This window comes from Streptomyces sp. NPDC047917, from assembly GCF_043204345.1.
Lineage (GTDB): Bacteria > Actinomycetota > Actinomycetes > Streptomycetales > Streptomycetaceae > Streptomyces > Streptomyces sanglieri.
Genome location: NZ_JBIDCA010000008.1, coordinates 364,585 through 386,779, shown reverse-complemented (window position 1 = coordinate 386,779; position 22,195 = coordinate 364,585). Strand labels below are relative to the sequence as shown.

The following is a 22,195-nucleotide window of genomic DNA, read 5'->3' as shown; positions in this document are numbered from 1 at the left end:
CCTGCCAGTTGTGCAGAACGAAACGACCGTTGCGTATGTTGCAACGCCGACCGGTAGGGGTTCCCGGATGAAGCTTTCTGCCCGAATTGCCGCCCCGGCCGCGGCGCTTGTGCTGGCGGGTCTCACCGCCACCGCCTGCGCGCCGCAGACCTCCGACACCGGAGCCAAGGGGGACGAGAAGACCGGCACGCTGCGTGTCTGGCTCTTCCAGGAAGTCGGCAACAAGCCCAAGGAACAGGTCGTCGACGCGGCGGTCGCCGACTTCGAGAAGGCCCACAAGGGTGCGGAGGTCGAGGTCGAGTACATACCGGTCGACACCCGTGCCCAGCGCATCAAGGCGGCGTTCAACGACCCCAAGAGCGCCCCCGACCTCATCGAGTACGGCAACACCGACACCGCCGGATACGTCAAGGACGGCGGACTCGCCGACGTGAGCGCCGAGTTCACCGCCTGGGACGAGGCCAAGGACACCGACCCGACCGCCAAGCAGTCCGTGACGGTGGACGGCAAGATCTACGGCGCCCCGCTCTTCGTCGGCGTACGGGCGCTGTACTACCGCACGGACGTCTTCGGCGAGCTGGGGATCGAGGCCCCCAAGACCCAGGCCGAGCTGATCTCCACCGCCAAGAAGATCCACAGGAAGAAGCCGGACCTGTACGGGCTCGCGGTCGGCGGCGCGTACACCTACGGTGCGATGCCGTTCATCTGGGCGGCCGGCGGCGAACTCGCCGACGAGAACGGCGGTACGTACAAGGCCGCCATCAACAGCGACAAGGCCCGCAAGGGCATCGAGGCCTACACCTCGCTCTTCGGCGACGACAACTGCCCGGCCGCCAAGTGCGCGGCCATGGGCGGCAACGCCACCGTCACCGCCTTCGCCTCCGGCAAGGCCGCCATGGCGATCGGCGGCGACTTCAGCCACACCGCCGTCGAGGCCGGATCGGTGAAGGGCAAGTACGCGGTGGTGCCGCTGCCCGGAGTCGCCGAGGGCTCCGTCGCCCCCGCGTTCGCGGGCGGGAACAACATCGGCGTACTGAAGAGCAGCCCGCACCGCACCCTCGCCGTGGACCTGATGAAGTCCCTGACCGGCAAGCAGACCCAGACCAAGATGTTCGACGCGATGGGCTTCCTGCCGACCTACACCGACGTACGGGACGCGGCCGCGAAGAAGGAGCCGTTCGTCGAACCGTTCGTCAAGACCCTCGGCGCGGGCGCCAGGTTCGTCCCGGCCTCGCCGGGCTGGGGCCAGATCGACTCCTCGCTGATCCTGCCGACGATGTTCCAGGAGATCGTCAGCGGCCGTAAGGACGTGGCCGGGGCCGCGGACGACGCGGCGAAGAAGATGGACGCCGCGTTCACCGACGCGGGCTGACCATGACCGCGAACACCACGGCGTACAAAGCGCCCGGCGCCGCCGGCGCGGGCGGCACGGCCCCGCGCCCGCTCCGGCGCCGCCAGTCCTCGCCCGCGCGCCGCTCCGGCTGGACCCCCTGGCTCTACCTCCTGCCCGCGCTCGTCCTGCTCGGCGGGCTGCTCGTCTACCCGATCTACCAACTCGGCCTGATCTCCTTCCTGGAGTACACCCAGGCCCAGGTCAGCGGCGGTGAACCGACCACCTTCCAGGGCTTCGGGAACTACGCGACGCTCTTCGGCGACGGCCAGTTCTGGCAGGTGCTGCTGGCGACCGTGGCCTTCGCCGCCGTCTGCGTACTGGCCACCCTGCTCGTCGGCTGCGCGCTGGCCGTCCTGCTGACCCGGATCCGCGCCCTGCCGCGGCTCGCCCTGATGATGGCCGCGCTCGGTGCCTGGGCGACCCCGGCGATCACCGGGTCCACCGTCTGGGTGTTCCTCTTCGACCCGGACTTCGGCCCGGTCAACCGGGTGCTGGGGCTCGGCGACTTCTCCTGGACGTACGGGCGCTACAGCGCCTTCGCCCTGGTGCTGCTGGAAGTCCTGTGGTGCTCGTTCCCGTTCGTGATGGTGACCGTGTACGCGGGCATCCGGGCGATCCCCACCGAGGTGCTGGAGGCGGCCGCGCTGGACGGCGCCTCGCAGTGGCGGATCTGGCGGTCGGTCATGGCCCCGATGCTGCGGCCGATCCTCGTCGTCGTCACCATCCAGTCGATCATCTGGGACTTCAAGGTCTTCACCCAGATCTACGTCATGACCAACGGCGGCGGCATCGCCGGCCAGAACCTGGTGCTCAACGTGTACGCGTACCAGAAGGCGTTCGCGTCCTCGCAGTACAGCCTCGGCTCGGCGATCGGCGTCGTGATGCTGGTGATCCTGCTGGCCGTCACGCTCGTCTATCTGCGGCTGGTGCGGCGTCAGGGGGAGGAACTGTGAGCGCACGGAGCATGCTGCGCGTCCGCCGGCCCGGCCGGCTGGCCGCCGAGGCCGCGGCCCTGCTGATCGCCGCCGCGGTCGCCTTCCCGCTGTACTGGATGGTGCTTTCCGCGCTCAAACCGGCCGGAGAGATCCAGTCCACCGACCCCCGGCCGTGGACGCTGTCGCCGTCCCTCGACTCGTTCCGGCGGGTCTTCGAACAGAACGACTTCGGGCGGTACTTCCTCAACAGCCTGCTCGTCGCCGGCACGGTCGTCATCGCCTCCGCGCTGATCGCCTTCCTGGCGGCGACGGCCGTGACCCGGTTCAGGTTCCGCTTCCGGACCACGCTGCTGATCATGTTCCTGGTCGCGCAGATGGTGCCGGTCGAGGCGCTGACCATCCCGCTGTTCTTCCTGATGCGGGACTTCGGCCAGCTGAACACGCTCGGTTCGCTGATCCTGCCGCACCTGGCCTTCTCGCTGCCGTTCGCGATCTGGATGCTGCGAGGCTTCGTCAAGGCCGTCCCGGAGGCACTGGAGGAGGCCGCGTACATCGACGGCGCGAGCCGCACCCGCTTCCTGTGGCAGATCCTCTTCCCGCTGGTCTTCCCCGGCCTGGTGGCGACCAGCGTCTTCTCGTTCATCTCCACCTGGAACGACTTCCTGTTCGCGAAGTCGTTCATCATCAGCGACACCTCCCAGTCGACGCTCCCCATGGCGCTGCTGGTCTTCTTCAAACCCGATGAGAACGACTGGGGAGGGATCATGGCAGCCTCGACGGTGATGACCGTTCCCGTTCTGGTCTTCTTCGTACTCGTACAGCGCCGCCTGGTCTCAGGACTCGGCGGAGCGGTAAAGGACTGACGCCATGGCCATGGACATGGACCCGACCTCCGGCCCGACCTCCGGCCCGATCTCCGGCCCGATCCCGGCATCCGACGTGATCCCGGCGCCCGAGCCGGTCCCGGCATCCGACGTGATCCCGGCATCCGACGTGATCCCGGCACCCGACTTGATCCCGGCGCCCGTGCGCGCCGGTGGTGAAGGGCGCCGCGGCTTCCTGTTCGGCCCGTCCACCACCATCACGGCGGCCCCCGGCACGGAGAACACCGAACGCTGGCTGCGCACCACGCTCGGCGCCGCCTTCGGCCTGCCGCTGGCCCCCGGCGGCGAACACGCCGCCGACACCGTCCGGCTGGCCATCGACCCGGCACTGGAACCGGAGGGCTACCGGCTGAGCACCGGGGCCGGCACCGGCGTGGAGATCACCGGGGGCAGCCCCGCCGGGGTCTTCTGGGGCGCGCAGACCCTCCGTCAGCTCCTGGGCCCCGAGGCCTTCCGCCGCGCACCCGTCAGCCCCGGCACACAACGCGCGATCCCCTTCGCGGACATCGAGGACGCCCCCCGCTTCCCCTGGCGCGGCATGATGCTCGACGTGGCACGGCACTTCCTGCCCAAGGACGACGTGCTGCGCTATCTCGACCTCCTCGCCGCGCACAAGCTGAACGTCTTCCACTTCCACCTCACCGACGACCAGGGCTGGCGCATCGAGATCAAGCGCTTCCCCCGGCTCACCGAGGTCGGCTCCTGGCGCTCGCGCACCAAGCACGGCCACCGGGCCTCCGAGCTGTGGGACGAGACCCCGCACGGCGGGTACTACACGCAGGACGACATCCGCGAGATCGTCGCGTACGCCGCCGAGCGGCACATCCGGGTCGTCCCCGAGATCGACATCCCCGGCCACTCGCAGGCCGCCATCGCCGCGTACCCCGAACTGGGCAACGCGGACGTCGTCGACACCACCGCCCTCTCCGTCTGGGACACCTGGGGCATCAACGCGAACGTACTCACCCCCACCGACAACACCCTGCGCTTCTTCGAGGGCGTCCTCGAAGAGGTGCTCGACCTCTTCCCCGCCGCCACCTCGCCGTTCATCCACATCGGCGGCGACGAGTGCCGCAAGGAGCAGTGGAAGGACTCGGCGGTCGCCCAGGCCAGGATCGCGGAATTCGGCCTGGCCAACGAGGACGAGCTGCAGTCCTGGATCATCCGGCACTTCGACACCTGGCTGACCGCGCGCGGCCGCCGGCTGATCGGCTGGGACGAGATCCTGGAGGGCGGCCTCCCGGCGGGCGCCGCCGTGTCGTCCTGGCGGGGCTACGGCGGAGGCATCGCCGCCGCCGAGGCCGGCCACGACGTCGTGATGTGCCCGGAGCAGCACGTGTACCTGGACCACCGTCAGGACGGCGGCCCCGACGAGCCGATGCCCATCGGCTTCGTCCGCACCCTGGAGGACGTCTACCGCTTCGAACCCGTACCGGCGGGCCTCTCCGAGGAGGCGGCCCGTCACATCCTGGGCACCCAGGCCAATGTCTGGACCGAGGTGATGCAGAACCGGGCCCGCGTCGACTACCAGGTCTTCCCGCGCCTCGCGGCGTTCGCGGAGGTCGCCTGGTCACCGCTGCCCGTATCCGCCGAGCGGGACTTCGCCGCCTTCGAGCGCCGGATGACCACGCACTACGCCCGGCTCGACGCCCTCGGCGTCGACTACCGGCCGCCGGCCGGCCCGCTGCCCCGTCAGCAGCGACCCGGAGTGCTGGGACGACCCATCGACGGGGTGCCCCCGAACGTGTGATCCCGACCGCACCCGGCCGTCGGCCGGCCCACTCCTGAGGAGCGGGCCGGCCGACGGTTTTTTTGTCCGGAACTCGCCCTGGCGCAACGGAACGCGGCACTCAGAGGCCAGAACAGAACAATCGCCCACGAGCCGTACCGAAGAACTGCAATTCACACTCTGCGCCGAAGCAGGGTGAAACGGGAACATTCCCCTGATCAGGGATGGATACGCCCTTCGCGGACCCTCGCGTCGGTCCGATCCGAAGATGTGCCAGAGTTGCCACGTCCAGGCTTCGAGCACGTACCGTACGGCGAAACAGCCGGACAGCCGGGACACCGGGAAGGGGCAGCTGGGTTGACCACGCACGCACCGCAGGCGACGCAGTCCGTGACGCTGCCGGCCTCGCTCGACGAGGCCGTGGCGGCGCTCGGAGCCATGCCTGCCGCCGTTCCCGTGGCGGGCGGTACAGACCTGATGTCGGCCGTCAACAAGGGGCTGCTGCGCCCCTCGGGCCTGGTCGGCCTCGGCCGGATCAGCGAGCTGCGCGGCTGGCACTACCAGGACGGCCACGCCCTGCTCGGCGCCGGCCTCACCCACGCACGCATGGGACGGCCCGACTTCGCGGCCCTGATCCCCGCACTGGCCGCGTCGGCACGCGCCGCCGGCCCGCCCCAGATCCGCAACGCCGGAACGCTCGGCGGCAACATCGCCACCGCGGCCCCGACCGGTGACGCCCTGCCGGTGCTCGCCGCGCTGGAGGCCGAGCTGGTCATCGCGGGTACGGGCGGCGCACGGCGCGAGATCCCGGTCTCCCATCTGCTGGCCGGCCGCGACATGCTCGAACCCGCCGAACTCATCGGCTTCGTACGGGTACCCCTGCTGCACGCCCCCCAGGTCTTCCTGAAGGCCACCGGCCGCACCGGCCCCGGCCGCGCCACCGCGTCCGTGGCGATCGTCCTCGACCCGGCCCGGCGCGGAGTGCGCTGCGCGGTCGGCGCCATCGCGCCGATGCCGCTGCGCCCGCTGGAGGCCGAACGCTGGATCGCCTCACTGATCGACTGGGACGGCGAACGGGGCCTGGCCCCCGACGCGCTGGCCGCCTTCGGCGAGTACGTCGCCGCGGCCTGCATCCCGGACCAGCCGCCGTCCGACGGGGGCGAGGCAGTACCGCTGCCCCCCGCCGTACTGCACCTGCGGCGGACCGTCGCCGCGCTGGCCCGACGAGCGCTGGGGAGGGCACTGTCGTGAGCAACGAAGAACACAACGATCGGCACGGGCAGCAGGAGCACCTGCGGCACGGGGGCTGGCAGCCGACGCCGCAGGGCGGCGAGTACGACGCGGAGGCGACCGCCTTCGTCCACCTGCCGCCGGAGGACCTGGCGAACATCCCGCTGGCCGCGCCCGGCCACGGCTACGTACCGCCGATGATCGTGCCGCTGACCCCGGCGGCCGGGCTCGACCCGTCGGCCACGGGCAGCTGGATCATGCAGACGCAGAGCCGGCAGGAGCACGGTACGGAGGCGGAGCAGCAGGCCCCCGGGTCGGTGCACTGGCCGGACCCGAACCAGCAGCAGGCCACGAACCATCAGCAGGGCCCGAACCATCAGCAGGGCCCGTACGACTACGAGTACGAGTACCCGCAGCAGGCCCCCCAGGCCCCGCACGTCCCTCATGCCCCCCAGGAGCCGCAGACCCCGCAGGCCCTGCACGATCCGTACGCGCAGGAGCAGTACCGCGAGAACCCGGCGGCCACGGGCCAGTGGAACTTCACCGAGTCCACGGAGTACGGCATCCACACGGGCCGGGTGGGTCAGCAGGGCCACCCCGACCACACCGCTCCCGTCGACCAGACCGGGCAGCACGGTGGCCACCCCGACCACACGGGTCACACCGGCCAGTGGACGATCCCGGTCGCCGACGGCGATCTCCCGGAGGAGTCGGGCGAGTTCGCGGCCTCGGCCCTGGCGGCCCAGTGGTACGGGGACCGGACCCCGCCGGCCACGCTGCCGGGCGGCGCACCCGCACCGTGGGCGACGCAGGAGCCGGTGCAGGAACCGGTACGGGAGCAGGCCCCGGAGCCCGTCGCGGCGCCCTCGACCGAGCAGCACGAGGCCGGGGCCGGGGCAGACCTCGCGGTCGATCCCGCGCTCCTGACGGACACGGACCGGGAGCCGGAGCACACGCCGGGAGCCGAGTTCGAGCAGGCACCGGTCGAGGCGTCGTCCGTAACGTACGCGGACACCCCGCACGCCCCCGAGGCAGTACCGGTCCCGGAGCCTGCCGTGGCGGCGGAGCCCACCCCGGTACCGGACGGTGCCGCCGCCGTTCCGCACGCTCCGGAAGCGCCCTCCGAAGCCGTTGCCGACACGGTCGACGCCGCCTCCGGGCACCCCGCGGAGCCGGAGCCGGAGCCGGAGCCGGAGCGGGACCCGGAGCCGAAGCCCGATCCGGTGTCGGAGCCGGTGTCCGAGTCCGAGGACGCGCAGCCTGCGGCGGACCTCGAAGCCGCAGCGCCCCCGGTGCCGGTGACCGACCCCGAAGCAGCCCCCCAGGAGTCTGGGCCGTCTGATCCCCAGCCGGCCGATCTCCAGCCGGTCGATCTCCAGCAGACCGATCCTCAGCAGACCGATCCTCAGCAGTCTGATCCCTCGCTGCCCGACCCTCAACCGGAAGAATCCGGCCCGCTCGGCGTTCCCGACGACCACCCCGCCGCGTCCTACGTCCTGCACGTGAACGGCGCCGACCGCCCCGTCACCGACGCCTGGATCGGCGAGTCGCTCCTCTACGTGCTCCGCGAGCGCCTCGGCCTCGCCGGCGCCAAGGACGGCTGCTCGCAGGGCGAGTGCGGAGCGTGCAACGTCCAGGTGGACGGCAGGCTGGTCGCCTCCTGCCTGGTCCCCGCGGCCACCGCGGCCGGCAGCGAGGTGCGTACGGTCGAGGGTCTCGCCGTGGACGGCGAGCCCTCCGACGTCCAGCGCGCCCTGGCCAAGTGCGGTGCCGTCCAGTGCGGTTTCTGCATCCCCGGCATGGCCATGACCGTCCACGACCTGCTGGAGGGCAACCACGCCCCCAGCGAACTGGAGACGCGCCAGGCGCTCTGCGGGAACCTCTGCCGCTGCTCCGGCTACCGCGGTGTCCTGGACGCCGTCAACGAGGTCATCGCGGGCCGCGAGGCCGCCGCCGACCTCGCCTCGTCGGACTCCCCGTCCCCGGAGTCCGACGAGGCCCGCATCCCGCACCAGGCGGCCCCCGGCGCCGGTGGAGTCCAGCCGCACCCGCAGGACGGAGGCATGGCGTGAGCAACGACGCAGCCACCGCTGCCAACGCGACCAGCACACGGATCACCACCCAGACGGGCACCGACCCGACGGCCGAGGGCCCCGACACCGAGCCGCCCGCGCTCGGCCTCGGCGTCTCGCTGCCCCCCGCCGACGCGCGCGCCAAGACCGAGGGCACCTTCCCGTACGCCGCCGACCTCTGGGCCGAGGGCCTGCTCTGGGCCGCCGTCCTGCGCTCCCCGCATCCGCACGCCCGGATCCTGTCCATCGACACCTCGGCCGCCGTCGAGATGGCGGGGGTGCGGGCCGTCATCACGCACGAGGACATCCCGGGGGAGACCACCTACGGACGCCGGGTCGTCGACCGTCCGGTCTTCGCGTCCGACCTGGTCCGCCACCACGGCGAGCCGATCGCCGCGGTCGCCGCCGACCACCCGGACACGGCCAGGCTCGCCGCCGCGGCCATCGCCGTCGAGTACGAGGTCCTGGAACCGGTCACCGACCCGGAGAAGGCCTTCGCCGCCGAACCGCTGCACCCCGACGGCAACCTGATCCGCCACATCCCGCTCCAGTACGGCGACCCCGAGGCCACCGGCGAGGTCGTGGTCGAGGGCCTGTACCGCATCGGCCGCCAGGACCCGGCCCCCATCGGCGCCGAGGCCGGGCTCGCGGTGCCGCGTCCCGACGGCGGTGTGGAGATCTACACCGCCTCCACCGACCCGCACACCGACCGTGATCTCGCCGCCGCCTGCTTCGGCCTCGAACCGGACCGGGTGAAGGTCGTCGTCACGGGTGTCCCCGGCGCGACCGGCGACCGCGAAGAACCCGGTTTCCAGCTCCCGCTCGGCCTGCTCGCCCTGCGCACCGGCTGCCCGGTCAAGCTGGCCGCCACCCGCGAGGAGTCCTTCCTCGGACACTCCCACCGGCATCCCACGCTGCTGCGCTACCGCCACCACGCGGACGCCGAGGGCCGGCTGGTGAAGGTCGAGGCGCAGATCCTGCTCGACGCGGGCGCGTACGCCGACTCCTCGTCCGAGTCGCTGGCCGCCGCGGTCGCGTTCGCCTGCGGCCCCTACGTCGTCCCGCACGCCTTCATCGAGGGCTGGGCGGTCCGTACGAACAACCCGCCGTCCGGACACGTCCGCGGCGAGGGCGCGATGCAGGTCTGCGCGGCATACGAGGGCCAGATGGACAAGCTGGCCGCCAAGCTCGGCATCGACCCGGCCGAACTGCGCCTGCGCAACGCCCTGTCCACCGGCGACATCCTGCCCACCGGCCAGACGGTGACCTGCCCGGCACCGGTGGCCGAACTCCTTGAATCCGTAAGGGAATTCCCCCTTCCCGCCCTGCCCAAGGACTCCCCGGAGGACGACTGGCTGCTTCCCGGCGGCCCCGAGGGCGCGGGCGAACCCGGTGCGGTGCGCCGAGGGGTCGGCTACGCGCTCGGCATGGTCCACATGCTCGGCGCGGAAGGCACCGACGAGGTCTCCACGGCCACCGTCAGGGTCCACGACGGCATCGCCACGGTCATCTGCGCGGCGGTCGAGACGGGTCAGGGCTTCTCGACCCTCGCCCGCCAGGTCGTCCAGGAGACCCTGGGCATCGAAGAGGTCCACGTCGCGTCCGTCGACACCGACCAGCCCCCGGCGGGCCCGGCCACGCACGGCCGCCACACCTGGGTCTCGGCCGGGGCGGTGGAACGCGCCGCCAAGATGGTCCGCACCCAGCTCCTCCAGCCGCTGGCCCACAAGTTCGGCATGTCCACGGAACTGCTGCAGATCGCCGACGGCAAGATCACCTCGTACGACGGTGTGCTGTCCACGACGGTCACCGAGGCGATGGACGGCAAGGAACTCTGGGCCACCGCCCAGTGCCGCCCCCACCCGACCGAGCCCCTCGACGAATCCGGCCAGGGCGACGCCTTCGTCGGCCTCGCCTTCTGCGCGATCCGCGCGGTGGTGGACGTGGACATCGAACTCGGCTCCGTCCGGGTCGTGGAGATGGCCATCGCCCAGGACGTCGGCCGGATCCTCAACCCGTCCCAGCTGGCGACCCGCATCGAGGCCGGCATCACCCAGGGCATCGGCGCCGCCCTCACCGAGAACCTCCGCAGCGCCCGCGGCCTGATCCGCCACCCCGACCTCACCGGCTACGCCCTCCCGACCGCCCTGGACGCCCCCGAGATCCGCATCGTCAAACTCGTCGAGGAACGCGACGTGGTGGCCCCCTTCGGTGCCAAGCCCGCCTCGGCGGTCCCCGTGGTGACGTCCCCGGCAGCAGTGGCCGCCGCCGTACGAGCAGCCACCGGCCGCCCGATCAACCGCCTCCCCATCAGGCCCCAGGCAGCGGTGGCGGCGTCCAACTCCTGATGCCCACGCGGATGGCCTGATCCGGGTTGCGGACGCAACCCGGAAATGCGCGGTGTCATCACTGCTCACTAGGGTGACCAGTGAAGCCGAGGGCCGATGCGCCGACCGGCTGTCGCCGAACGGGGGGAGGGCGATGTGGGGCAGAGCGGTCCGGGGGCAGAATCCCCGGCATACCCATGGCATGTCATCGGAGCGGTGGGGGCCGCGGGGGCGGTGTCCCCGGGAGTCGCGGGCGAACTGGTCATCGAGCTCTCGTCGTTCACGAAGTTCCGCGACCGCATCGACGTCCTCCTGCACGACCTCAAGACCTCTCCGGCGGGCCCGGGGAAGGTCGGCGAAGACACGATGGGACGGGACCGGTTCGGCGGCGGCAAGGGCGAGTGGTCGGAGGCGGACGCCCTGCACGGCTCGTACTCCAAGGTCATCAAGGAGCTGGAGGAGCTGTCCCAGCTGCTCTCCGACTCCATCGAGGGCATGAGCATCGCCGTGCTCGGGGCCCACAAGGGCTACGAGAACGTCGACCTGGACATCCGGGGCCGCATGCTCGCGATCCAGAACAGCATGAGCGCCCACCACAAGGCCGAGCAGCGCCACACGTCCGACGGCACCGTCTTCTGACGCTGATGGTCGATGTGCTCTGCGCGCGGATGACAGGGGACGGGGAGAGGGGGCGCCATGGGTACGGATTTCGACAAAAAGACACACGAGCAGATGCTGGAGTGGTTGGACCGCGCCAACAGCGGCGAGATGCAGGCAGCGTCGGACCGTCTCGCGAAAGCGGCTTCCGAGATCAGCAAGATCGCCGAGGACCTGAAGGTCCGCCCGCAGTGGGTGGAGTGGAAGGGCCAAGGGGCTGATGCGTTCCGCACATGGAGTGCAGATCTGGCCAATGCGACGCTGCGCCTTGGTGATTACAGCGAGGGCGTCTCCAAGTGGCTCGGCGAGGCATCGAACGCTGTTGCGTCGGCGCAGGCGTCCATTCCACGGACGGAGGCGGGTGCCCGGGCGAACCTGGAGGCTGCTCTCGCTGCCCGGAACGACCCGGATGCCTCGGATGTGGCGAGGAAGTCCGCAGAGACGCTGATCGAGTCCGGAAAGAAGAACCGTGACGAGGCGGCCGCGCAGATGCGGAGGCTGTCGCAGGCGTACACCTTCTCGTCGTCGCAGATGACGTCTCTGGAGAAGCCGGTGTTTCCGGCTTTGCCGGGGGCGATTGCTCTGCGACGGGCTGACACGCGCGACGGGCGACAGAACGGACAAGTTTCGCCGGAGACGGCGCCCGCATCTGCTACCAGCGGCGCGGTACACCACGGTGTATCAGGACACCGCGCTGAAGCCACGGCTGATGTGACCGCGCCTGCCGGGAGCGTGGTTGCCACCCCGCACACGATGTCACCCTCCGTCTCCAAGCCGGTGGGCATGGGGATCGACGCAGTGGCCGCGCTGCCGGACACGCTGCCTTCGCGGGTTGCGAATCCAGTAGTGCCGCCAACCGGGCCCAGGCCTGACAATCTTCCCTCGCTGACGCCAGGCATGATTCCGCCTGTTCCCCCTACCAGCCCCTCCGCACCCCACAGCACCAGTGGAGGAGGCCGTGCGACTGGTTTGCCGCGTCCGTCAGTGTCTGCTCCGGGGGCGACTCCGCCGGGCCCCGGTCCGGTGGGCCGTGCCCCCGGGCCCAACGGGATCACCGGTGGCCGCGTTGTACCCCCGGAACCAGGACGCTCTGTCGCGGGAATCCCTCGTGGAACGGTCATCGGCAACGAGAACCCCCGCGGCGCAGCGCCCATGGGGCGTGCCCCGGGCATGGGTGGCGGCGTCGGTTCCGGAGTCTCCCCGATCACAGGTGGCAGCAGCCGCCAACCACAGGGTCGCGGGTCCGCACGCCCGTTCACTCCCGGAGGGTCCGGTCTGGTGAGGGGAGGGGCCTCGGGAGGCTCGACGCGTAAAGGCTCGGGGGCGCACACGACGAGGCGGGATGAGAACGGCGAGCGGCCGGACTATTTGGTCGAAGACGATGAGACCTGGCAGCAAGGCGGCCGACGCGTAGTCCCGCCGGTCATCGACTGATCAGCAGTGAACTCACGAAGGACTTGGATGCGCATCAGGAGTGAAGGAGCTGCACGACGGCGATCCGCGATGGCGGCTGCGCTGGGCCTGCTCCTGGTAGGCGGTTCCGCTGTGCCCGCGTCTGCTGACTCCACGCGTTCCATGCAGTGGCATCTCGACGCCATGAAGGCAGACGAGATGTGGCAGACGAGTACGGGCAAGGGCGTTGTCGTTGCTGTGATCGATACCGGGGTGGATCCGGCGAATCCGGACCTGGTGGGGCAGGTTCTCAAGGGAAGGAACCTGGAGTCGGATGTTGCGGGTGATGAGCACACCGACTACGACGGTCACGGTACGAGCATGGCCGGCCTGATCGCGGGGACGGGCCGGAGCAACAGAGGGAACGGCGCCTTCGGCCTTGCGCCAGGAGCGAAGATCCTCCCGATCCGCATGCCCGAATCGGGAGTCGGGGCAACCCAGGCTGAGGGGGACGCAAAGTTCAATCGAGTTGCCCCTGTAGCGATTCGGTACGCAGTGGAACGCGGCGCGAAGGTCATCAATATCTCCCTGGGTGTGCAGGAAGGTTCGCAAGCGCTCACAGATGCGGTGAAGTACGCACTCGACAATGGATCGCTGGTCTTCGCGGCCGCCGGAAACAGCGGTGATGGAGGCAACCTGCTCGAATACCCGGTTGGTACGCCCGGGGTTGTCGGCGTAGGCGCCATTGGTCACGACGCGAAGAAGACCGACGAGTCCCAGTACGGGCCGCAGATCGATTTCACGGCACCCGGAATCGACATGGTCCATCCCTGCAAGGGCGGAACTCAGCTGTGCAAGACGAGCGGAACCAGCGACGCCACCGCGATCGCCTCCGCCTCCGCCGCCCTCATCTGGTCACAACACCCCGACTGGACCAACAACCAGGTCCTCCGCGTCATGCTGAACACAGCGGGCAAACCGAAGAGTGGCGCGAAACGTGACGACTACGTCGGCTACGGCGCGGTCCGCCCCCGCATCGCCCTCAAGACCCCGGGCGACCCAGGCCCGCCCGACGTGTACCCGCTCCCCGACCTCGCGGCAGCCAAGCGCAAGAGTCCCGGCGCTTCCCCCAACCCTTCGAAGGCGACCGGGGATTCAGGTAGCCCCGACGAGCCGACCGCGGCAGCTCCCCTCTCCGACGGCAACAGCAGCAACACGGGCCTCTGGATCGGTCTGGGCATCGGCGCGCTCGCGCTCATCGGCGCGGTGACGGCAGGCCTGGCCATCCGCTCCCGCCGCCGCAAGTCCGCGGCAGCCCCGCCTGCGTACCCGCACCAGCAGCCGTACCCCAACCCGTACCAGCAACCACAGCCTCACCAGCAGCCCACGCACCCGGCCTGCGCACCACCACCGGCCGCTCCCCCCGGCTCCAACTCGCCCTGGACATAGGCGCAGACAAGCGCGCGGCGGGCGCCACGGTCAGCGCGGTTGCCGCAGTCGCTGCGCGCTGGGCCGATCCCGTCCGTGGTCGGGGTGCTCGCCCCGGGCGCTCCGCCGATAAAGTGACCCGGCGGTGGCCGTGTTTCTCGGGCAAGATGGCCAACAGGCCAGAATTTGGGGGGAGTTCGTGTCGTTCGATGAGGAGTGGGCGGAGCTTCGTGACGCGGCGGCCGCGCGGCGGAGTGCCATGCAGATCGACAGCGTCCCGGCCGAGGGCGGCGGGAGCGGGGGTGGCGCCCCCGACCTGGTGGTCAACCGAGACTCCCTCGGCGCCATCGGAAACGACGCCTACGAATTGCGGACTCGGTTGTCGAAAGAGGGGGACCGCGCTCGTCCCGCCACGTTCGACGCGGCGATCGCGCTGACCAACGGCAACTTCGCAAGCGGTTCGGCGGTGCTCAAGGTGCACGACTTCTGGAATACCCATCTGAAGACTCTGCTGGATTCCCTTGCGCACATCTCGAACCACCTCGATTACACCAAGGCTCAGCATGCGAAGGACGAAGCGAAGGTCGAGGGGGACCTGGCACCGATCTCCAAGCTCACGGAATACATGAAGTAAGGGGTCGGGGGAGTAAGCACATGCTGAAGTACGAGGATCTGATCGACGCCCCCGTGGGGAAAATGAAATCTGCGGTCGACGACTGGGGCAAGATGGCGAGCGACCTGGACAAGCTCGCCGATGACGCGGCCAACGGGATGAAGGGCAAGTCGGACAAGGCGGAATGGGAAGGCCTCAACGCGGGGGTCACCAAGACGTTCGTCACCAAGACTGCCAAGGAGTTCGCGGACGCCGCAGCCGAGGCCAAGGGCGTGAAGGCGATCCTTGAAGAGGGCCATGCGGCCATCAAGAAGGCCAAGGACGAGCTGATCAGCATTCGCGACGACGAAGGACCCGTCGCTGGCATCCATGTCGATGCCAAGGGCAAGGTCACGGCTCGGCATCCATACGAGAAGTCAGGGGTTTCGCCCAATCAAGATCCCGACTACTTCGAGACTCTGGCGCGGCAGAAGAAGATGATCGAGGCATGGCAGAAGAAGATCGACCTCATCGTCGACAACTGCAACGACACCGATGTCGCTTTCAAGAACGCGCTTGAGGCCAACGTCACCGACAGGCGCGACTTCACCGCGCCGAAGTACGAGAACCTGGACCAGGAAGAAGCGGCCCGCGCTGCCGCGCTCGCTGCCAAGGGCCGCGACATCACGCACACCGAGCTCCAAGCACTCAACGAACTGCTCCATGACAACAGCAACTCGTCCGAGTTCGCGAAGGACTTCTACAGGAAGCTGACCCCGGAGAAGTCGCTCGCATTCTTCGGTCAGCTCTCGACCGATACGTACGAGTACGGCAAGGTCGACAAGGAACGGCTCAAGGACGTCCAGGCACTCCAGAAGAACCTGGGCCTCAATCTCGCCATGGCTTCCCGTGACAAGGATTTCAGTGCGGAGTGGGGTCCGGAGCTGCGCAAACTCGGTACCGAGCGTATCCCGCTGACCAAGTACGACAGCGGTGGGCCGTTCGGATACCAGCTGCTGGGCGGGATCATGCGGTACGGGAACTACAGCGCTAATTTCTTGAACCCGATTGCCGAGCACGTAGCGCAGCTGCACCAGAAGGACCCATACACGTTCGCTGACAGCAAGGTGGTGAACAGTCCGTTCAAAAACCCGTTCAACCCCTCCGGCGTCAACGGCTCCGGGTACGACCCCACCGTCTCCATGCTGGAAGCGCTGGGGCACAGCCCGGACGCGGCCAAGCACTTTTTCTCCGACGACCCGACCAAGTACAACGAGGACGGCACGGTCGACGAGGGAGGTACGGCAGACCTCGGCAAGGCGGATGGTGCAGCCATCGACAACTACCTTGACTTCTTCGGGAATGAGAAGTGGGAGTCCTTCGGGGACGTCGACTCGCTCGACCCGAAGGAACAGGAGAAGTCGCTCGGCTACATGCCGGACGCGCTCGGACATGCGTTGGAGGCAGCGACCCTCGGGTACCCACACGACAGTCCGCACGCCGACGTCGTGCGGGACGCGGACAACGCCGGCGTCATGCGGGACGTCATGGAGAAGTACGGCGCGGATGCCGGCCTGCTGAAAAAGCAGGAGGCGATGGCCGACAGCCTTGGGGTCATGGGTGCCGGGTACATCGACGACATCAACTGGTCGCTCGAAAAGAATGGCTCGGACAGTGTATTTGCTCCGACTAAGAACCCGGAAGGGCACCTCGACTTCTCCATCGTGAACGGTGATGGGGAAAGCGGCAATGGGCGAGCTGCAGTGCGTCAATTTCTCAGTACTCTGGGGCAGCACCCAGACGCATACGCCACACTTTCCAACGCAGAACAGATTTATACCACCGGCATGCTGGAGCGTCAGGTGGACTCGAGTGGCGAGATCAACCAGGGTGCTGCGCGGTCAGTAGTCGGTACGGGTGCCGAGGTGCAGGGCATGCTCGACCAATCCCGTGCGGATCAGGTAGTTGCATCCCATATGAAGGATCAGGAGGACTATGAGAAGGCTGTGGCCGCGCGTTCCGGTTGGGTCGAGTTCGGTGCCGGTGTGGGAATAGCTGCTGGTGTTGCCTTCCTGCCTGAGGTCGCTGCTGTGGGGGCAGCAGCAACGCTTATTACTTTGGGCAGCGACACGGCCAGTGGAGCCGTGGAGCATGTCGTTGGTCAGTTCATCGGAGACATCTCTGACCAGTCCGTGGATGAACACAAGGAAGAGGTCGAGGATCTCACTCGTGAGGAGAAGACCAGGGTGTTCCGATCTGGCGAGTCCATGGCTGAGGCGCCCATGGACGGGTTCCTGGAGCGGCATACGACTGCCGCCGATTCCGGATTCCGTCAGGACATGAGGGAGTCGATGAGAATTGGATATGGAACAGGAAATGACCGTGAGAACCAGCAGGGCAGCGATCCCGAGACCGGGGATTGAGCCGGAGAATGGTGCGGGACGGGGTGCGGAGGTGAAGGCCGTGGAAGCGGTGCGTGTGAGGCGAGCGCTGTGCACTGTCGGGTTGTTGATGGCTGTCGGGGCGACGGCTGCCGGGTGTGGCGAGGAGAAGGGGACGCCGGACTACGTCGGGTCGGGGGAAGTGTGTGATGGTCTGTTCAAGGGTCCGCTGGCGAAGACGATCGAGTCCGTCACGGGTGCGACTTCGTTCGCCGGGACCAACGCGAATGCCATGGACCGCGTCGTCGATGCGCTTGAGGCCGGGTATGAGTCCGGCCATCGCTGGGCTCAAGGCGACACCTTGTGTCGAATCGCCCCGGAAGGTGCGGGGAGAAAGGGGAGGGCAGGCATCACATTTTCTATGTACGCGCCACAGGACGTGGGAGATCTGCGCCTTCCGGCAGGGGGGAAGCTCTACACCATGGGAAAGCAGTCCGAGGCGACTCCGACGTCCGCTGCTCTCTACTTCGAGTGCGTGAGCACTCGGTTTAAAGGTTCGAAGGTTCGTCCGATGCGCATACTCGGAAATTTTGGCCGACCTAGTGGCCATGAGCAGAATCTGTCCGATTCGCGGGAAGCGAACCTGACGGTTCTGCACGCAGCATCCCTTGCCGTGGCGAAGACGCTGCAGTGTGAGAACAATGGCGGGTTGCCCGAGAAGCCCGTACTGGAGCCCCGGACCACCAACTGAGTTTCCATTGGTGGCAGGGTCGTTGCCGAAGGTCCCGGAAAGCCGCCCGTCCCGGACTTCCACGGGGCGGGCGGCTCTGTCTGTGGAGGCCGTGACCGGATTCGAACCGGTGTAACTCGAGTTGCAGTCGAGCCCCTGAACCACTCGGGCACACGGCCGTGTGTTCCTTGTCGTGGTTCGACCGTAGGGGCGGAGGTCCCGTCACTCAAGGGTGCGGGGCGGGGTGCAATGCGACTGCCATACCGCGTTCACGATCGGCATCATGGTCCTACGACCAACGGAGGACCGGAGGACCGTCTCACGACAGGGCTCATCTGGGATTTTGCCCCTTACGCTTGGGTTCATGAGTGCCCTGGAACCGCGGGACGACGTCGATGTCCCACCCCTTGCCGTGGACGCCCCTGCCGCCGTCGAATCCGGAGGGGTGCTCGGGCGGAACTATCGGGCGCTGAGCATCGGCATCGTCTCCGTCGTGTTCCTGATCGCCTTCGAGGCGACCGCCGTGGGGACCGCGATGCCGGTCGCCGCGCGGGAGCTGCACGGCATTCCGTTGTACGCGTTCGCGTTCTCCGCGTACTTCACGACCAGCCTCTTCGCCATGGTGCTCTCCGGGCAGTGGGCGGACCGGCGCGGGCCGCTGGGGCCGCTCGCCGCCGGGATCAGCGCGTTCGCGGCGGGGCTGCTGCTCTGCGGGACCGCCGGGAGCATGTGGGTCTTCGTCGCGGGGCGCGCCGTGCAGGGGCTCGGCGGCGGGCTGGTGATCGTGGCGCTGTACGTGGTGATCAGCCGGGCCTACCCGAAGCGGTTGCAGCCGTCGATCCTGGCCGCGTTCGCCGCGAGCTGGGTGATCCCGTCCGTCGTCGGGCCGCTCGCCGCCGGGAGCGTGACCGAGCACCTGGGGTGGCGCTGGGTCTTCATCGGCATCCCGGTCCTCGTCGTGTTCCCGCTGGCGCTCGCGCTGCCCGCGATCCGGCGGCGGGCGTCGGGGCCGGCCGATCCGGCGGCGCCCGTCGAGCCGTACGACCGGCGGCGCATCATGCTCGCGCTCGGGATCTCGCTGGGCGCGGCGCTGCTCCAGTACGCCGGGCAGGAGCTGAACTGGTTCGCTCTGCTGCCGGCCGCCGTGGGTGTCGCGCTGCTCGTGCCCGCGGTGCGGGGGCTGCTGCCGCCCGGCACCGGGCGGGCGGCGCGCGGGCTGCCCTCGGTGGTGCTGCTGCGTGGTGTGGCGGCCGGGTCGTTCATCGCCGCCGAGTCCTTCGTACCCCTGATGCTGGTGACCCAGCGCGGGCTCAGTCCGACGATGGCCGGGTTCTCGCTCGCGGCCGGGGGCGGGACCTGGGCGCTCGGTTCGTACGTACAGTCCCGGCCGAGCCTGGAGCCGTACCGGGAGCGGATGATGGTGGGCGGCATGGTGCTGGTCGCCGCGGCGATCGCGGCCGCGCCGTCCGTGCTGATCGACTCGGTGCCGGTCTGGACCGTCGCCGTGGCCTGGGCCTTCGGGTGCTTCGGCATGGGCATGGTGCTCGCGTCGACGAGCGTGCTGCTGCTGAAGCTGTCGGCGCCGGAGGAGGCGGGGGCGAACTCGGCCGCCCTCCAGATCTCCGACGGGCTCTCCAACGTACTGCTGCTCGCGGCGGGCGGAGCGGCCTTCGCGGCGATGGGCGGCGGGGCCGTGGGGGCCGTGCACGAGGCGGCGGAGGCGGGGGCGGCGGGGTCCCATCCGGGGGCGTTCGCGGTGGTCTTCCTGCCGATGGCCGGGGTGGCGCTGGTGGGGGCGTGGGTGGCGGCCCGGGTGCGGGAGCGGTGAGTAGTATCGCTGCGACCCCTGTGATGGTACCGTTTTGGTATGGCTATGAATCTGCGTCTGCGTGACGACCAGCAGGAGGCACTCAAGCTCCGTGCGGAGGAGGAAGGGCGGAGCATGCACGCCATAGTGCTGCAGGCGATCGACCGGTACCTCGAGCAGGAAGCGGATCGACATGAGGTCCGTCGGCTCGGCGCCAAGTACGCGGTGCGCCATGCCGATCTGCTGCGGCGGCTGGGGGAGTAGTGAAGTACCTGACGGTCCAGGAAGTCCTGGACCTGGCGGAGCTTGCCTGCGGGGAGCAGCAGATCGCGGTGCGCGATCTGGGGCTGCTCAGCTCGGCTGTCCACCGCCCCCAGTCCCAGATGTTCGGCATGGAGGCGTATCCGGACCTTTTCGAGAAGGCCGCCGCCCTGCTCCAGTCGCTTGCTGTGAACCATCCCCTGGTGGACGGCAACAAGCGCATGGCCTGGATGTGCACGGTCGTCTTCCTCGACTTCAACGGTTCGGACATGGTGGACGTCGATCAGGACGAGGCGTACAAGCTTGTCATCGAGGTGGCGATGGGCAGTCTCGACGACGTCGGACACATTGCCCAGCGCCTGCGTTCCCTGCGCTCGGGCGTGTGAGCTGAGTCGCACCCGCACGGGGCCTCGGTCTGTTCGTACGAGGTTCCGTGCGCTGCGCCGGTAGGGTGGCCCGGTTGTCCTACGGACACCCCACCACGTACCCGAGTGCCCCGAACCGGAGACCGTGACTACTACCGCCTCCCACCACCTCTCACCCGCCTTTCCCGGCCGCGCCCCCTGGGGCACGGCCGGCAAGCTGCGAGCCTGGCAGCAGGGCGCCATGGAGAAGTACATCCAGGAGCAGCCGCGCGACTTCCTCGCGGTCGCCACCCCCGGCGCGGGGAAGACCACCTTCGCGCTGACCCTCGCGTCATGGCTGCTGCACCACCACGTGGTGCAGCAGATCACCGTCGTCGCGCCGACCGAGCACCTGAAGAAGCAGTGGGCCGAGGCAGCGGCCCGGATAGGGATCAAGCTCGACCCCGACTACAGCGCGGGCCCGCTCAGCAAGGAGTACGACGGCGTCGCGGTCACCTACGCGGGTGTCGGCGTCCGGCCGATGCTGCACCGCAACCGCTGCGAGCAGCGCAAGACCCTCGTCATCCTCGACGAGATCCACCACGCCGGTGACTCGAAGTCCTGGGGTGAGGCCTGCCAGGAGGCGTTCGACCCGGCCACCAGGCGGCTCGCGCTCACCGGTACGCCGTTCCGCTCGGACACCAACCCGATCCCGTTCGTCGTGTACGAGGAGGGCAACGACGGCATCCGGCGTTCCTCGGCCGACTACACCTACGGCTACGGCAACGCGCTCGCCGACGGCGTTGTCCGGCCCGTGATCTTCCTCAGCTACAGCGGCAACATGCGCTGGCGCACCAAGGCCGGCGACGAGATCGCCGCCCGGCTCGGCGAGCCGATGACCAAGGACGCCATCGGGCAGGCCTGGCGCACCGCGCTGTCGCCCACCGGCGAGTGGATCCCCAATGTGCTGAGCGCCGCCGACAAGCGGCTGACCGAGGTCCGCAAGGGAATCCCGGACGCGGGCGGGCTGGTCATCGCCACCGACCAGGAATCGGCGCGCGAGTACGCCAAGATCCTCAAGCGGGTCACCGGCGAGAAGGCCACCGTGGTCCTCTCCGACGAGAAGGCCGCCTCGAAGAGGATCGACCAGTTCAGCGAGGACGGGTCGCGCTGGATGGTCGCGGTCCGCATGGTGTCGGAAGGTGTCGACGTGCCGCGCCTGGCCGTCGGTGTGTACGCCACCACCATCTCCACGCCGCTCTTCTTCGCGCAGGCCGTCGGGCGATTCGTGCGTTCGCGCAGGCGCGGCGAGACCGCGTCGGTCTTCGTACCGACGATTCCGATGCTGCTCGACTTCGCCAACGAGATGGAGGTCGAACGGGACCACGTCCTCGACAAGCCCAAGAAGGGCAGCGACGAGGAGAACCCGTTCGCGGAGGAGGACAAGCTCCTCGCCGATGCCGAGAAGCTGGAGGACGAGGAGACCGAGGAGCAGCTGCCCTTCGAGGCCCTCGAATCGGACGCGGTCTTCGACCGGGTGCTGTACGACGGTGCCGAGTTCGGCATGCAGGCGCACCCCGGCAGCGAGGAGGAGCAGGACTACCTGGGCATTCCGGGGCTGCTCGAACCCGACCAGGTGCAGCTGCTGCTCCAGAAGCGCCAGTCCCGGCAGATCGCCCACAGCCGCCAGCGGCCGGCCGAGGAGGCCGACCTGCTGGAGAAGCCGGCCGAGGCGCGGCCGGTGGTCACGCACAAGCAGCTGCTCGGCCTGCGCAAGCAGCTCAACACGATGGTCTCGGCCTACACGCACCAGAGCGGCAAGCCGCACGGCGTGATCCACACCGAGCTGCGACGGGTGTGCGGCGGCCCGCCGAGCGCGGAGGCCACGGCCGGACAGATCCAGCAGCGGATCAAGAAGGTCCAGGAGTGGGCCACCCGCATGACGTGAACCCTGGCATGACGGGGGGCGCTCCGCTACGGCTGTGGAGCACCCCCTGTGCGCGGGTGGCGATCGGAACGGCAGCGAGACCGGG

Annotated in this window: 16 protein-coding genes and 1 tRNA gene; 16 read left to right on the top strand and 1 reads right to left on the bottom strand. The window is 69.1% G+C overall.

Annotated features, from left to right (window positions below; translation table 11 throughout):
• Positions 1-67: 67 nt before the first annotated feature.
• The 12 genes from ACGF8B_RS21705 (at position 68) to ACGF8B_RS21650 (ending at position 17,771) form a co-directional block, all read left to right on the top strand.
• Complete coding sequence (locus ACGF8B_RS21705) at positions 68-1,372, top strand: extracellular solute-binding protein (RefSeq protein ID WP_392740874.1); 1,305 nt, start codon at positions 68-70, stop codon at positions 1,370-1,372.
• 2 nt (positions 1,373-1,374) lie between these two features.
• Positions 1,375-2,346, top strand: coding sequence for a carbohydrate ABC transporter permease (locus ACGF8B_RS21700; protein WP_392740872.1), 972 nt, complete (start codon positions 1,375-1,377; stop codon positions 2,344-2,346).
• Complete coding sequence (locus ACGF8B_RS21695) at positions 2,343-3,191, top strand: carbohydrate ABC transporter permease (RefSeq protein WP_392740869.1); 849 nt, start codon at positions 2,343-2,345, stop codon at positions 3,189-3,191. The genes ACGF8B_RS21700 and ACGF8B_RS21695 overlap by 4 nt, the downstream gene beginning before the upstream one ends.
• Before the next feature lie 10 nt (positions 3,192-3,201).
• A complete protein-coding gene (locus tag ACGF8B_RS21690; protein WP_392741029.1) occupies positions 3,202-4,962 on the top strand; it encodes a beta-N-acetylhexosaminidase in 1,761 nt (586 codons plus the stop codon).
• 336 nt (positions 4,963-5,298) lie between these two features.
• Positions 5,299-6,192, top strand: a complete 894-nt coding sequence (locus ACGF8B_RS21685) for an FAD binding domain-containing protein (protein WP_392740866.1) — start codon at positions 5,299-5,301, stop codon at positions 6,190-6,192.
• Complete coding sequence (locus ACGF8B_RS21680) at positions 6,189-8,243, top strand: 2Fe-2S iron-sulfur cluster-binding protein (RefSeq protein ID WP_392740863.1); 2,055 nt, start codon at positions 6,189-6,191, stop codon at positions 8,241-8,243. Before ACGF8B_RS21685 ends, ACGF8B_RS21680 begins: the two co-directional genes overlap by 4 nt.
• On the top strand, positions 8,240-10,591 hold the full coding sequence (locus ACGF8B_RS21675; RefSeq protein ID WP_392740860.1) for a xanthine dehydrogenase family protein molybdopterin-binding subunit: 2,352 nt from the start codon (positions 8,240-8,242) through the stop codon (positions 10,589-10,591). Before ACGF8B_RS21680 ends, ACGF8B_RS21675 begins: the two co-directional genes overlap by 4 nt.
• 195 nt (positions 10,592-10,786) lie before the next feature.
• Positions 10,787-11,209 carry a hypothetical protein gene (locus ACGF8B_RS21670; RefSeq protein ID WP_392740858.1) on the top strand — a complete coding sequence of 141 codons (423 nt, stop codon included), beginning with the start codon at positions 10,787-10,789 and terminating at the stop codon, positions 11,207-11,209.
• 1,479 nt (positions 11,210-12,688) lie between these two features.
• Complete coding sequence (gene mycP, locus ACGF8B_RS21665; RefSeq protein ID WP_392740855.1) at positions 12,689-14,068, top strand: type VII secretion-associated serine protease mycosin; 1,380 nt, start codon at positions 12,689-12,691, stop codon at positions 14,066-14,068.
• 178 nt (positions 14,069-14,246) lie between these two features.
• Entirely contained in the window at positions 14,247-14,681 is a 435-nt protein-coding gene (locus ACGF8B_RS21660; protein WP_392741026.1) for a hypothetical protein, read from the top strand.
• A gap of 20 nt (positions 14,682-14,701) precedes the next feature.
• A complete protein-coding gene (locus ACGF8B_RS21655; protein WP_392740853.1) occupies positions 14,702-17,062 on the top strand; it encodes a hypothetical protein in 2,361 nt (786 codons plus the stop codon).
• Between the two features lie 40 nt (positions 17,063-17,102).
• A complete protein-coding gene (locus tag ACGF8B_RS21650; protein WP_392740850.1) occupies positions 17,103-17,771 on the top strand; it encodes a hypothetical protein in 669 nt (222 codons plus the stop codon).
• A gap of 83 nt (positions 17,772-17,854) precedes the next feature.
• On the opposite strand, the gene ACGF8B_RS21645 is transcribed toward ACGF8B_RS21650, so the two are convergent.
• Positions 17,855-17,929 (bottom strand) — tRNA-Cys (locus ACGF8B_RS21645).
• 185 nt (positions 17,930-18,114) lie between these two features.
• Between ACGF8B_RS21645 and ACGF8B_RS21640 the strand changes: the two genes are divergently transcribed.
• From ACGF8B_RS21640 to ACGF8B_RS21625, 4 genes are all read left to right on the top strand, one after another.
• Positions 18,115-19,578, top strand: coding sequence for an MFS transporter (locus tag ACGF8B_RS21640; protein WP_392740847.1), 1,464 nt, complete (start codon positions 18,115-18,117; stop codon positions 19,576-19,578).
• 45 nt (positions 19,579-19,623) lie between these two features.
• Positions 19,624-19,821, top strand: coding sequence for an Arc family DNA-binding protein (locus ACGF8B_RS21635; RefSeq protein ID WP_383927505.1), 198 nt, complete (start codon positions 19,624-19,626; stop codon positions 19,819-19,821).
• On the top strand, positions 19,821-20,204 hold the full coding sequence (locus tag ACGF8B_RS21630) for a type II toxin-antitoxin system death-on-curing family toxin (protein WP_392740845.1): 384 nt from the start codon (positions 19,821-19,823) through the stop codon (positions 20,202-20,204). Before ACGF8B_RS21635 ends, ACGF8B_RS21630 begins: the two co-directional genes overlap by 1 nt.
• 124 nt (positions 20,205-20,328) lie before the next feature.
• Positions 20,329-22,110, top strand: coding sequence for a DEAD/DEAH box helicase (locus ACGF8B_RS21625; protein ID WP_392740843.1), 1,782 nt, complete (start codon positions 20,329-20,331; stop codon positions 22,108-22,110).
• Positions 22,111-22,195 lie beyond the last annotated feature (85 nt).

What these genes read in the sequence shown, in the direction of transcription:
- ACGF8B_RS21705 (WP_392740874.1), top strand. Translation starts at nt 68, where the DNA reads ATGAAGCTTTCTGCCCGAATTGCCGCCCCGGCCGCGGCGCTTGTGCTG.
- ACGF8B_RS21690 (WP_392741029.1), top strand. Translation starts at nt 3,202, where the DNA reads ATGGACATGGACCCGACCTCCGGCCCGACCTCCGGCCCGATCTCCGGC.
- ACGF8B_RS21700 (WP_392740872.1), top strand. Translation starts at nt 1,375, where the DNA reads ATGACCGCGAACACCACGGCGTACAAAGCGCCCGGCGCCGCCGGCGCG.
- ACGF8B_RS21640 (WP_392740847.1), top strand. Translation starts at nt 18,115, where the DNA reads ATGAGTGCCCTGGAACCGCGGGACGACGTCGATGTCCCACCCCTTGCC.
- ACGF8B_RS21635 (WP_383927505.1), top strand. Translation starts at nt 19,624, where the DNA reads ATGAATCTGCGTCTGCGTGACGACCAGCAGGAGGCACTCAAGCTCCGT.
- ACGF8B_RS21655 (WP_392740853.1), top strand. Translation starts at nt 14,702, where the DNA reads ATGCTGAAGTACGAGGATCTGATCGACGCCCCCGTGGGGAAAATGAAA.
- mycP (WP_392740855.1), top strand. Translation starts at nt 12,689, where the DNA reads ATGCGCATCAGGAGTGAAGGAGCTGCACGACGGCGATCCGCGATGGCG.